Genomic DNA, 12,706 nt, shown 5'->3' with positions numbered 1-12,706 from the left:
GCGCTTGAGGGGCAGGAAAGATTGACCGAAGGTCAAGATTTCATGCCCTGGTATAAGTGGGAGAGGGAGGGCCCGTTGGCGTCAGCCAATGGGAGGGTGAGGGCGCGGCAACTAGGCTCCCATACCAGAAGGGCCGCCCTACCCGGCGGCCCTTTCCCATCACATCGTCGTCTTGGTATCCAGGGCGTATCCCGCCGACCGGACGGTGCGGATCACGTCCTGCTCTTCCGTCTCGTTCAGCGCCTTGCGCAGGCGGCGGATATGCACATCGACGGTCCGCAGCTCGACATAGACGTCGTGACCCCAGACGATATCCAGCAACTGCTCGCGGGAGAAGACGCGGCCGGGATGCTGCATGAAATGGCGCAGCAGGGCGAATTCCTTCGGGCCCAGATGGATGTCACGGCCGCCGCGCCGCACGCGGTGGGCCGCCAGATCCATGGAGATGTCGGAGAAGCGCAGCAGTTCCTCGGCCAGTCCCGGCGAGGCGCGACGCAGGACCGCGCGGATGCGGGCCACCAGTTCGGTGGGGCTGAACGGCTTGGACAGGTAATCGTCGGCACCGCTGTTCAGGCCACGGACCTTGTCCGCCTCCTCCCCGCGCGCGGTCAGCATGATGACGGGCGTCTCGCGGGTCTTGGGATTGCGGCGCAGTTGGCGGCAGACCTCCAGCCCGCTCATCAGCGGCAGCATCCAGTCCAGCAGGATCAGATGCGGGCTGCGCTCATCGGCCAGCAGCAGGGCTTCCTCCCCGTCACCGGCCGTGATGACCCGGAAGCCCTCGCGTTCCAGGTTGTAGGACAGAAGCGTGACGAGATCGACCTCGTCTTCGACAACCAGGATCAGCGGCTTCAAGGCGGCGTTCATCGGGTTTCCTGGGGTTACGCGTTGCGACAAGCTGGTCGGGGGCTGGCCCCAACCTGTTTTCGACGATCAGGGATCATCGAATTCAGGTACGGCGGCGACTGCCGCCGCGCGCCACATGGCGCGTAAGCCAAGCCCACGGATGTGGGCGCCGGCGATTGAGGCCCGGTGATCAGCGACGATCACCGGGTACAGCGTCAGCCCTCGCCCTCGACCGGTTCGATGATGGTGAAGCTGGACTTGTCGCCCTTGGGCCGTTCCGCCGTCAGCGGCTGGCCCTTGACGAGGAAATGTACTGTTTCGGCGATGTTGGTGGCATGGTCGCCGGCGCGTTCCAGGTTCTTGGCGATGAACAGCAGGTGCGTGCAGGGCGTGATGTTGCGCGGGTCTTCCATCATATAGGTCAGAACCTCGCGGAACAGGCTGGTATAAAGATCATCCAGCTCTTCATCCCGGTGCCAGGCGGCCACGGCCTTGTCGACATCGCGGTCGATATAGGCGTCCAGCACATCCTTCAGCATTTCCTGCACCAGGCGGCCCATGCGCGGGATGGTGCCGGCGGGGCGCATCACGGGAAGCTGCGCCAGCGCGATGGAGCGCTTGGCGATATTGGCGGCGTAGTCGCCCGTGCGTTCCAGATCGGCGGAGATTTTCAGGGCCGCCAGCACCTCGCGCAGGTCCACGCCGACGGGCGCACGCAGCGCCAGCATGCGGATGGCGTCATGCTCGATCTGCCGCTCGAACTCGTCCAGGCGAGCATCTCCCTGCATGACTTTGGTGGCACCTTCGACATCGCGGCGACCCACGGCCTGCACGGCCGCTTCCACCTGCGCCTCCACCACGCCACCCATCTGGGCGATCAGGTTGGACAGGCGCTGCAGTTCCGCCTCAAAGGACTTGACGGTATGTTCGGTCGGCGACATGGACGTGGGTCCCTGAATTGTGGGGCGGGGCGATGATCATCCGTGGGTCAGGCGTGACCCACGGTATGACACATCAGCCGTAACGGCCGGTGATGTAACCCTGGGTGCGCTCGTCGCGCGGATTGGTGAAAATCTCTTCCGTATCACCCACTTCCACCAGATCACCCAGATGGAAGAAGGCCGTGCGCTGCGACACGCGGGCGGCCTGCTGCATGTTGTGGGTGACGATGGCGATCGTGAAGCTTTCGCGCAACTCGTCAATCAGCTCTTCGATATGCGCGGTGGCGATGGGGTCCAGCGCCGAGCAGGGCTCGTCCATCAGGATGACTTCCGGGCTGACGGCGACGGCGCGGGCGATGCACAGGCGCTGCTGCTGGCCGCCGGACAGGCCGGTGCCCGGCTCGTGCAGGCGGTCCTTGACCTCGTTCCACAGGCCGGCGCGCTTCAGCGAGGTTTCGACGATGGCGTCGAACTCGTCCTTGCGGGTGGCCAGACCATGCAGCTTGGGACCGTAGATCACGTTTTCATAGATCGACTTGGGGAACGGGTTCGGCTTCTGGAACACCATGCCGACCCGGGCGCGCAACTGCACCACGTCCAGCCTGGGGTCATAGATGTCCTGACCGTCCAGCAGGATCTTGCCTTCGACGCGGCAGATATCGATCGTGTCGTTCATACGGTTCAGCGTCCGCAGGAACGTGGACTTGCCACAGCCCGAGGGGCCGATCATGGCCAGAACCTCGTTCTGGTAAAGATCGACATTGACGCCGTGCAGGGCACGCTTGGCGCCGTAGAAGACTTTCACGTCACGGGCCGACATCTTCACCGGCTGGGTGACGGCGGCTTGCACGGGCTTGTTCAGGGTCATGCTGTCCATGGTTACCACCGACGTTCGAATTTCTTGCGCAGCCAGATGGCGGCACCGTTCATCAGGATCAGGAAGGCCAGCAGCACAAGGATGGCGGCCGAGGTCAGTTCGACAAAGCCGCGTTCCGGCTTGTCAGCCCAGATGAAAATCTGCACCGGCAGAACCGAGGAACTGGCCAGCAGGCTGTCCGGAGCGGACGTGACGAAGGCATTCATGCCGATCATCAGCAGCGGTGCCGTCTCACCCACGGCATGGGCCATGCCGATGATGGTGCCCGTCATGATGCCCGGCATGGCCAGCGGCAGCACATGGTGCATCACGGCCTGAAGCTTCGACGCGCCCATGCCCAGCGCCGCCTCCCGGATCGAGGGCGGAACCGCCTTCAGCGCGGCGCGGCTGGCGATGATGATGGTGGGCAGCACCAGCAGGCCCAGCACCAGACCGCCGACCAGCGGGGCCGAACGCGGCATGCCGAAGAAGTTGAGGAACACCGCCAGACCCAAGAGACCGAACACGATGGAGGGCACGGCCGCCAGATTGTTAATATTCACCTCGATGATCTCGGTGAACCGGTTCTTGGGCGCGAACTCTTCCAGATAGACGGCCGCCGCGACGCCGATGGGCAATGATATGGCCAGCGTGACCAGCATTGTCAGCAGCGTGCCCACCGCCGCGCCCAGCAGACCCGCCAGTTCCGGGTAATTGCTGTCGCTGGCCGTAAAGAAGGTGGTGTTGAAGGCCGACCGCACATCACCACGCTGTTCCAGGCTGTCGAACCAGGCCAGTTGCTGGTCATTGATCGGACGCTGTAGCTCTGGCAGGTCGCGGTCGATGCCACCCTTGACGATCTGGTTGATGCCGTCCGATGCGGGCAGCCAGACTTCGATCGTCTGCCCGACCAGGGACGGATCCTTGTCCAGCATCTGGCCCAGGCGCACACCTGCCACGGGACTGATCAGGCCGCGCACGTCACGCTTTTCCAGGCGCCCCGTCACTTCGGGGAATTCCTTGTAAAGCGCGTCGGAGACCAGCGTCTGGAAGGCGCCACGGTCCCATTCGGCCGGGTTGCCCGTCCCCTGCGGGTCAATGGTGCCGGCATCGATGGTGACGGCCAGCTTGACCTCCGTCTGGAAGAAGGCCGAGGTGCCTTCCTTCAGCAGGGTCGACAGCAGGATGACCAGCATCGAGCAGGCGAAAACGATGGCCAGGATGCCATAGAGGCGGAAGCGGCGCTCGGCGGCATAGCGCGCCTTCAGTCGCTTGGTGGCGGCGTTGCCGGTGTGAAGGGACACGGGGGCTGCTGTCTGCATCGGCTCTGCGATCTCAGTCATATTTTTCCCGGTATTTCTGGACGATGCGGAGGGCGATAACGTTCAGCGCCAGGGTCACCAGGAACAGGACCAGACCCAGGGCGAAGACCGACAGCGTCTTGGCACTGTCGAACTCCTGATCACCGACCAGGATGGACTTGATCTGCACCGTCACGGTCGTGACGCTGGCCAGCGGGTTCAGGGTCAGGCTGGCCTGCAGGCCGGCGGCCATCACCACGATCATCGTCTCGCCGATGGCGCGGCTGACGGCCAGCAGCATAGCGCCCACGATGCCGGGCAGGGCCGCGGGCATCACCACCTGGCGGATCGTCTCCGACTTGGTGGCACCCAGGCCATAGGAACCATCGCGCAGCGACTGCGGCACCGCGTTGATCACGTCATCGGCCAGCGACGACACGAAGGGGACGATCATCACGCCCATGACCACGCCGGCGGCAAGCGCGCTTTGTGAAGAGATGGGGATGCCGAAGAAGGCGCCCAGGTCGCGGATGAACGGCGCCACCGTCAGGATGGCGAAGAAGCCGTAGACCACGGTGGGAACGCCGGCCAGGATCTCCAGTATCGGCTTCACCAGCCCGCGCACCCGCTTGGGCGCATATTCCGACAGGTAGATGGCCGACATCAGGCCGACCGGGGCCGCCACGATCATGGCGATGGTGGCAATCAGCAGGGTACCGGTGAACAGGGGCACGGCACCGAAGGCACCCGACGATCCCACCTGATCGGCACGGATCGCCGTCTGCGGCGACCATTGCAGGCCGAACAGGAACTCCGTCACCGGCACCTTGGTGAAGAACCGGATGCTCTCGAACAGCAGCGACAGCACGATGCCGACGGTGGTCAGCACCGCGATGGTGGAGCACAGCACCAGCAATGCCGTAACGATGCGTTCGACATTGTTACGGGCGCGGAATTCCGGACCGATCTTCGACCAGGTGAAGGCCAGGGTCCCGCCCGCCAGCGCCATGACGGCGCCGAACAGGGTCCAGTCGGCCAGCCCGCGCAGTTGCGACAGATGTCCGGCCGCCGGGGTGATGGCGTCGATGACGCCGGGGTTAACATAGAGCGCCTGCCCTGCGGCCAGATTGCCGATATTGATCAGCAGTAGCTGGCGGTGCGTCTGGGTCAGGGCCGACGCGCCATCGGCGATGGTCGGCAGCAGCGCCTCCAACTCCGCCGGGGCCAGCATGACACGCGCCCAGGCCTCAAGCTGTTCCGGCGACATGGCCGACAGCACCATCCAGTCCATGACGGTGCCGCGCAGCGCCATCCAGGCCAAGATCAACACCAGGGCCGGAAGACCGGCCCACAATGCCATGTAGGTGCCATAATAGGTAGGAACGGAGTGCAGATTGGCGATACGTCCGCCGGCCACGGCCACGGCCCTGTTGCGCCCCAGCCAGAATCCGGCCAGCGACAGGAACAACAGGACGGCTACGGTCAAGGTGACTGACATGTGGGTCGATCCGCCGCTGTCAGGGGAATTTACCGGTTACGGCAAACCGGCGGCATCAGGTCTGACGCCGCCGGTTCCGCCATCTGCTTATACACCGGGCCGGTGCAAGAGTCCTGCACCGGCCCGGTCTTGCACATTACGAAGCCGGCTTGGCCATCGGGGTCATCTTCAGCGCGGCCTGCTCGGCCGCCTTGCGCTTGTCCGCCGGCAGCGGCACCAAGCCCTTGTCGCCGAGGTAGCCTTCATCACCCATGGCGCGCTCCGACGCGTATTCGGCCAGGAATTCCTTCAGGCCGGGGATCACGCCGAAATGCTGGTTCTTGAAGTACACGAACAGCGGACGGGACACCGGATACTGGCCGGACGCGATGGTCTCGTACTTCGGCTCGATACCGTTGACCGGCACGCCGTGCAGCTTGTCCATGTTCTCTTCCAGGAAGCTGTAACCGAAGATGCCGAAGGCATTCGGGTTGGCGACCAGGCGCTGCACGATCACATTGTCGTTCTCACCGGCTTCGATGAAGGCGCCGTCTTCACGCATGGTCTTGCAGACGGCGGCGTGGCGGGTGGCGTCCAGGGCCTTGATGGCCGGGAATTCCTTGCAGCCCGTCTCCATCACCAGCTCAACCCAGGCGTCGCGGGTACCGGACGTCGGCGGGGGACCCAGAACCTCGATCTCGACCGCCGGCAGCGAGGCGTCAACATCCTTCCAGGTCTTGTGCGGGTTGCGAACGATCTGGCCGTTCACTTCGACTTCTTTGGCCAGGGCGGCGAAAAGCTGGGCCTTGGTGACATTGATCTGGGCGCCCTTCTTGGACTGGGCGAAGGTCAGACCGTCATAGCCAATGACCAGTTCGGTGATCTGCTCGACGCCGTTCTTCTGGCAGGTGTCGAATTCACTGGCCTTCATGGCGCGCGAAGCGCCCGTGGCGTCCGGGAAATCGGCGCCAACGCCGGAGCAGAACAGCTTCATGCCGCCGCCGGTGCCCGTCGACTCCAGGATCGGAGCGCCGAACTTCGTGGTCTGGCCGAAGCGCTCGACAACCGTGGAGGTAAAGGGGAACACCGTGGAGGAACCGACGATGCGGATCTGGTCGCGGGCGGCGGCGGCGCCGGCCAGGCCGACGAAGGAAACGGCGCCAAGAACGGCGGCGAGGACGAGCTTCTTGGTGGTCACGACAAGGGCCTCCGGTTGACTGGGCGGCACACCGAAGGCCCTGGCATCCCCTGACGCCCGCCTTCTTGAATGTGGCCATGTCCCTGCTGGGTGCCGGGACCATAGCTGCGCTGCGAGACGCAAATACTACATCCACGTTACAGTTCCATGACACCAGCCCCGGAAAGTACCCCAGACCCGGTGCGATACAGTCGTGTTACACATTGGCCGTTGGCAGATGCCCCATCCTGCCTCACCATTGAAATCACAGGGAGATTTCACTTTTGCAAGGAACTGGACATGGGGCTTTCGGACAAGAACCGGCGTAAGACCGGTGCGCTGGCGCGTGGCTTCGGGGCGCTGACCTGCGCAACAATCATGACACTGCCGGTCATGGCCCAGAACCACCCGGCCCAGGGGGTGATGGATGCCGACCGCGCCTTCGCGGCCCGCGCCAAACAGGTGGGGCCCGGCCCGGCCTTCGCCGAATATGCCGAACCGCGCGTCCTGATGCTGAACGACCCCGTGCCCGGCACCGATGCGGGCGATCTGGCCAAACTGTTCGGTCCGGGGCTGGAGATCGACTGGGGTCCGGTGGACGGCGCCATCTCGGCCGACGGCACCCTGGGCTATACCTGGGGCAAGGCCCGCTATTTCCGGCAGAAGCCGGACGGCACCAGAGAGGAACTGCCCCCCTCGCGCTATGTCACCATCTGGCGCAAGCAGACGGACGGGTCCTGGAAATTCCTGGCCGATGGCGGCCTGCACGCACCCGAGGCCAAGGAATTTGCCGAGAGGAAGAAAGCCGAAAAGCCGCAGTGAGGGTGGCAGCGTGAAACACGGGTCGATGGCAGGCGTTTTACCCCACCCGCACGCTTTCCCTCACCCTCCCACCTTCTTGGGCGAGGGGACCAACTTGACATTCCGGATGATTTCGCCCCTCGCCCGCGTCGCGGGAGAGGGAGGGGCCCGCCCGCTGTCAAGCGGGTGGGAGGGTGAGGGCAACAGCGCCGGTCCAGATTTCACCTGAACGCCTTCGCGTCACCATCCCGCCCCAACCTCACAGATTGCGCGCGATCACCAGACGCTGGATATCGCTGGTGCCCTCATAGATCTGGCAGACGCGGACGTCGCGATAGATGCGCTCCACCGGGAAATCCTCGACATAGCCATAGCCGCCGAAGGTCTGGATGGCGTCGGAACAGACGCGCTCGGCCATTTCGGATGCGAACAGCTTGGCCATCGACGCTTCCTTCAGGCAGGGCTGGCCCGCCCCGCGCAGGCTGGCTGCGTGCAGCACCAGTTGCCGCGCCGCCTCGATCCGGGTGGTCATATCGGCCAGACGGAAGGATACGGCCTGGTGTTCGATGATGGGCACGCCCATCGACACGCGGTCGCGGGCATAATCGCGCGCCGCCTCGAACGCCGCCTGCGCCATGCCCACGGACTGGGCCGCGATGCCGATACGCCCGCCTTCCAGATTGGCCAGCGCGATGCGATAGCCTTCGCCCGGCTTGCCCAGCATGGCGGACGCCGGCACCCGCGCATCCTCCAGCAGGATTTCGGCCGTATCGGAACTGCGCTGGCCCAGCTTGTGCTCCAGCCGCGCCACCTTGTATCCGGGATTATCGGTGGGCACCAGGAAGGCCGAAATCCCCTTCTTGCCCGCCGCCGGGTCGGTGACGGCGAAGACCAGGGCCACGCCCGCATTCTGGCCATTGGTGATGAACTGCTTGGCGCCGTTCAGCACATAATGGTCGCCATCCTTCACCGCCCGCGTCTTCAGGGCCGAGGCATCGGACCCCGCCTGCGGTTCGGTCAGGCAGAAGGCGCCCAGCATCCGGCCCGTCGCCATCAGGCGCAGATACTGGCCCTTCTGCTCCTCATTGCCGAATTTCAGGATGGGCGCGCAGCCGACCGAATTATGCACACTCATGATGGTGGAGATGGCGCCATCGCCGGCCGCGATCTCCTCGATCGCCAGGGCGTAGGATACGGCGTCAACCCCTGCCCCGCCCCACTCCTCGGGCACCACCATGCCCAGCAGGCCCAGATCGCCCATTTCCCGCAATTCATCGGCGGGAAAGCGGCTTTCGCGGTCACGGGCGGCGGCACCGGGCGCCAGCCGTTCGCGTGCGAACTGCCGGGCCATGTCGCGGATCATCAACTGTTCTTCGGTGAGGATCATTTGCGTTTCCTGTCAAGGCCGTAGGTCAGAGCAATTCCACGGCCATCGCCGTCGCCTCACCACCGCCGATGCACAGGCTGCCGACCCCGCGCTTCAGGCCGCGCTTCTTCAGGGCATGCAGCAGCGTCACCAGGATACGCGCGCCCGACGCGCCGATCGGGTGGCCCAGGGCACAGGCGCCGCCATGCACATTCACCTTCTCATGCGGCAGGTCCAGTTCCTTCATGGCCGCCATGGCGACCACCGCGAACGCCTCGTTGATCTCGAACAGGTCGACATCCTTTGCCGTCCAGCCGGTCTTGGCGAACAGGGACTGCATGGCGCCGACCGGGGCGGTCGTGAACCAGGCCGGGGCGCGGGCATGGCCCGCATGGCCCACGATGCGGGCCAGCGGCGACAGGCCCCGCTTTTCGGCCTCCGACGCGCGCATCAGGACCAGGGCGGCGGCCCCGTCGCTGATGGAACTGCTGTTGGCGGCGGTCACGGTGCCATCCTTGCGGAAAGCGGGCTTCAGGGTCGGGATCTTGTCCGGGCGGCCCTTGCCGGGCTGTTCATCCCTGGAGACGATGGTCTCCCCGCTGCGGCCCTTCACCGTCACCGGCACCACTTCGGTATCGAAGGTCCCATCCTCCACGGCGGTCTTGGCGCGGCGCAGGCTTTCCAGGGCGTAGGCGTCCTGCGCCTCACGCGTGAAGCCGAAATGCGCCGCCGTATCCTCGGCAAAGGTGCCCATGGCGCGCCCGCGTTCATAGGCGTCTTCCAGACCGTCCAGCGCCATGTGGTCATAGATGGTGGCATGGCCATAGCGGTAGCCGCCGCGCGCCCGGTCCAGCAGATAGGGCGCGTTGGACATGCTTTCCATGCCGGCGGCGACCACGATATCGGCGCTGCCGGCCAGGATCAGGTCATGGGCCAGCATGGTGGTCTTCATGCCGCTGCCGCACATCTTGTTGACGGTGGAGCAGGTGACCGACAGCGGCAGCCCGGCGCCCAGTGCCGCCTGACGGCCCGGCGCCTGCCCCTGCCCCGCCTGCAGGACATTGCCCATCAGCAGCTCATCAATGCTGTCGCCGGAAATGCCGGCCCGCTCCACGGCCGCCTTCACGGCGACGGCACCCAGTTGGGCCGCCGTCAGGCCGGACAGATCACCCATCATGCCGCCCATGGGCGTGCGGGCGGCGGACACGATGACGATGGGATCGGCGCTCATGGCATTCCTCTGGCGTCTGGATTGGTTGCTTGGACATAGCCTAGACTTGTCCCTTCCGATCAACCATAACCGTTTTGATCAAATTTCCTGATCATTTATGTCAATCCCGAATGGGTCGCCATGGTCGAGAAAGGCAGTGTTTCCATCCATTTCGTGGCGGCCGCCCTGAACGGGCTGCGGGCACGCGGCATGGAGCCGGCCCCGGTGCTGCGCAAGGCCGGCATCGCGCCCGCCCTGTTGGGCCAGCCGATGGCACGTGTGCCGGTGCAGTCCTATGCCGCCCTGCTGCGCGAGGTGGCGCAGTTGCTGGATGACGAGTTTTTCGGCCAGGACAGCCGCCGTATGAAGCTGGGCAGCTTCGCCCTGGCCTGCCTGCTGGCGCTGGGCGGCGGGGGTGATCTGGGTGGGGCGCTGAACCTGCTCTGCCGGACCTACAACACCATCTTCGATGATCTGTGCGTGTCGGTGCGGCGCGACGGGCGGCGCGCAGCGCTGGAGATCGCGCCGACCCGGCCCGGCCACGCCCTGCCCGTCTTCGCGGTGGAGACGCTGTTCGTCTATATCCATGGCGTGGCCTGCTGGCTGGTCCGCCGCCGCATCGCCATCGACGAGGCCTGCCTTCCCTATGACGAACCCGCCCATGGGGCCGAATATTTCGTGCTGTTCGGCACGCAACTGCGCTTTGGCCAGGATCATTGCCGCCTGTGGTTCGATGCCGCCCTGCTGTCGCTACCCGTGGCACAGGACCGCCGGTCGGCGCGAAGCTTCCTGAACCAGGCGCCGGAAAGCTTCCTGGTGAAGTATCGCAACCCGGATGGCTATGGCCGCCGCATCGCCAACCTGCTGCGCCGGCGCCCGCCCACCGAATGGCCGGGCGCGGAGGCGGCGGCGGCGGCCATGCGCTGTTCGCCCGCCACCCTGCGCCGCCTGCTGCGACAGGAGGGAACCTCGTTCCAGGCCATCAAGGACCGGCTGCGGCTGGATCTGGCCAAGGTGGCGTTGAGCCGGCCGGACCTGTCCATCGCCGATATCTCGGCCCAACTGGGCTTTGCCGAACCCGCCGCCTTCAACCGCGCCTTCCGGCAATGGACCGGCACCACCCCCGCGCGATACAGGAGGACGGCAGGTTATACCCATTCCCGTTGAGCTGAACTCATCGGGAATGGGTACGGCGGCGACTGCCGCCGCGCGCCACGTGGCGCGTAGCCGAGCCGCCGGATGGCGGCGCTGGCGATTGAAGCCCAGTGATCGCTGACGATCACTGGGACGCGGATTTAATGCCGTTCAGCCCGCTTCCCGCTTGACCTCCACGGCCTTCGCCGCTGGCAGAACCACGCTGAACGTGCTGCCCTTACCCACCTCGCTGTCGATGATCAGGCGGCCGCGATGGCGGTTCACGATATGCTTCACGATGGCCAGCCCCAGCCCCGTGCCGCCCAGCGCCCGCGACCGGGCCGGGTCCACACGGTAGAACCGTTCCGTCAGGCGGGGCAGATGGGTGCGGGCGATGCCGTCCCCCCGGTCCGTCACGGCCACCATCACGGCCGGCCCGCGCACGCCCCCCGCCTTGCCCTGGACGGGCGCGGTCAGGGCCACAGTGACCTCCGTCTGCTCCTTGCCATACTTGATGGCATTGTCGATCAGGTTCTGGAACACCTGGGACAATTGATCCTCGTCGCCCACCACGGGCGGCAGGCTGTCCGGCTGTTCCAGCCGCAGCTTCACTTTACGTGACGCAGCGCGCAGTTCCAGCGTGGCGGCCACGTTGCGCACGATCTTGCCCACATCCACTTCGGCCGTGGGCGGGGAATGCTCATCCATCTCGATCCGCGACAGGGACAGAAGATCGTTGACCAGCCGCGACATGCGGTTCGACTGGTCGAACATGATGCCCAGGAACCGCTCATGCGCCGCCGGATCATCCTTGGCGGGACCGCGCAGCGTCTCGATGAAGCCGATCAAGGCGGCCAGCGGCGTGCGCAACTCATGGCTGGCATTGGCCACGAAGTCGGCGCGCATCTGCTCAGACCGTTTCAGCACCGTGATATCATGCAGGGTCAGCAGCACCAGCAGCGGCCCCTCCTCCCCCGGCGGGCGGAACGGCTTCACCCGCGCCTGCAGCGTGCGCTCCACCGGCACCGGCAGCAGCACCTCCACGGTGCGCGACGCACCGCCGGCCAGCACGGCGTCGGCAGCCTCCAGCAGGCTGGGCGTGCGCACCGAACTGGCCAGATCGCGGTCCAGCAGCCGGTCGCCGAACAGCTTGCACGCCGCCTGGTTGGCGCGGCGCACCACCCGCCCCGGTCCCAGCAGGATGACCGGGTCATGCAACTGGTCGATCAGCGCCTCATACAGGCCGGCGCGGCTGGCATCCCGGCCTTCGCGGTCCAGCCAACCCTGCTGCGCCCGCGCCATAGCCGATGCGATGAAGGCCGCCGTGACGGAGGTGACATCAGGCGGCGACAGCGGCGCCGACGCCTCGCCCAGCATCTCCGCATAATCGGTGAGGCGGCGTGTGTCGGTCTGGATCATGCGCAGGATGGCGACCGCCAGGGCGACATTCACCAGCAGCGCCGGCAACGCCACAATGGCATCTACATGCCCCGCCAGCAGCAGGGCCAGCAGAATGGCCACCGTCGGCCCGACCAGCGCCACGCCGATCAGCACGAACCGGACCGGCCGCACCTCATACCACCGCATCTGTCCCCGC

Annotated in this window: 11 protein-coding genes; 2 read left to right on the top strand and 9 right to left on the bottom strand. The window is 65.7% G+C overall.

The window, feature by feature from the left end; all coding sequences use genetic code 11:
* Nucleotides 1-159: 159 nt before the first annotated feature.
* From phoB to KBA48_RS19470, 6 genes are all read right to left on the bottom strand, one after another.
* Entirely contained in the window at nucleotides 160-867 is a 708-nt protein-coding gene (gene phoB / locus KBA48_RS19495; RefSeq protein ID WP_292909438.1) for a phosphate regulon transcriptional regulator PhoB, read from the bottom strand.
* A gap of 194 nt (nucleotides 868-1,061) precedes the next feature.
* Entirely contained in the window at nucleotides 1,062-1,787 is a 726-nt protein-coding gene (gene phoU, locus KBA48_RS19490; protein ID WP_292909436.1) for a phosphate signaling complex protein PhoU, read from the bottom strand.
* Nucleotides 1,788-1,860: 73 nt separating this feature from the next.
* Nucleotides 1,861-2,664: a phosphate ABC transporter ATP-binding protein PstB gene (gene pstB / locus KBA48_RS19485; protein ID WP_292909434.1), complete on the bottom strand. Its 804-nt coding sequence runs from the start codon at nucleotides 2,662-2,664 to the stop codon at nucleotides 1,861-1,863.
* Between the two features lie 2 nt (nucleotides 2,665-2,666).
* On the bottom strand, nucleotides 2,667-3,986 hold the full coding sequence (gene pstA, locus KBA48_RS19480) for a phosphate ABC transporter permease PstA (RefSeq protein WP_292909432.1): 1,320 nt from the start codon (nucleotides 3,984-3,986) through the stop codon (nucleotides 2,667-2,669).
* On the bottom strand, nucleotides 3,979-5,442 hold the full coding sequence (gene pstC / locus KBA48_RS19475; RefSeq protein ID WP_292909430.1) for a phosphate ABC transporter permease subunit PstC: 1,464 nt from the start codon (nucleotides 5,440-5,442) through the stop codon (nucleotides 3,979-3,981). Before pstC ends, pstA begins: the two co-directional genes overlap by 8 nt.
* Nucleotides 5,443-5,578: 136 nt before the next feature.
* Nucleotides 5,579-6,619, bottom strand: coding sequence for a substrate-binding domain-containing protein (locus tag KBA48_RS19470; RefSeq protein ID WP_292909428.1), 1,041 nt, complete (start codon nucleotides 6,617-6,619; stop codon nucleotides 5,579-5,581).
* A 279-nt stretch (nucleotides 6,620-6,898) separates the two neighbouring features.
* Here KBA48_RS19470 and KBA48_RS19465 point away from each other — a divergent pair, with 279 nt between their 5' ends.
* Complete coding sequence (locus tag KBA48_RS19465; RefSeq protein ID WP_292909426.1) at nucleotides 6,899-7,420, top strand: hypothetical protein; 522 nt, start codon at nucleotides 6,899-6,901, stop codon at nucleotides 7,418-7,420.
* Nucleotides 7,421-7,658: 238 nt separating this feature from the next.
* Here KBA48_RS19465 and KBA48_RS19460 read toward each other — a convergent pair whose 3' ends face one another.
* Nucleotides 7,659-8,786, bottom strand: coding sequence for an acyl-CoA dehydrogenase family protein (locus tag KBA48_RS19460; protein WP_292909424.1), 1,128 nt, complete (start codon nucleotides 8,784-8,786; stop codon nucleotides 7,659-7,661).
* Nucleotides 8,787-8,811: 25 nt separating this feature from the next.
* Nucleotides 8,812-9,996 carry an acetyl-CoA C-acyltransferase gene (locus tag KBA48_RS19455; RefSeq protein ID WP_292909422.1) on the bottom strand — a complete coding sequence of 395 codons (1,185 nt, stop codon included), beginning with the start codon at nucleotides 9,994-9,996 and terminating at the stop codon, nucleotides 8,812-8,814.
* A 120-nt stretch (nucleotides 9,997-10,116) separates the two neighbouring features.
* On the opposite strand from KBA48_RS19455, the gene KBA48_RS19450 reads away from it, so the two are divergent.
* Nucleotides 10,117-11,142, top strand: coding sequence for an AraC family transcriptional regulator (locus tag KBA48_RS19450; RefSeq protein ID WP_292909420.1), 1,026 nt, complete (start codon nucleotides 10,117-10,119; stop codon nucleotides 11,140-11,142).
* 138 nt (nucleotides 11,143-11,280) lie between these two features.
* On the opposite strand, the gene KBA48_RS19445 is transcribed toward KBA48_RS19450, so the two are convergent.
* Entirely contained in the window at nucleotides 11,281-12,696 is a 1,416-nt protein-coding gene (locus KBA48_RS19445; RefSeq protein WP_292909418.1) for an ATP-binding protein, read from the bottom strand.
* Nucleotides 12,697-12,706 lie beyond the last annotated feature (10 nt).

Source organism: Niveispirillum sp. (assembly GCF_017996735.1).
Classification (GTDB): Bacteria; Pseudomonadota; Alphaproteobacteria; order Azospirillales; family Azospirillaceae; genus Niveispirillum.
The sequence above is the reverse complement of the archived record's forward strand: the minus strand, read 5'-3'. Positions and strand labels throughout refer to the sequence as shown.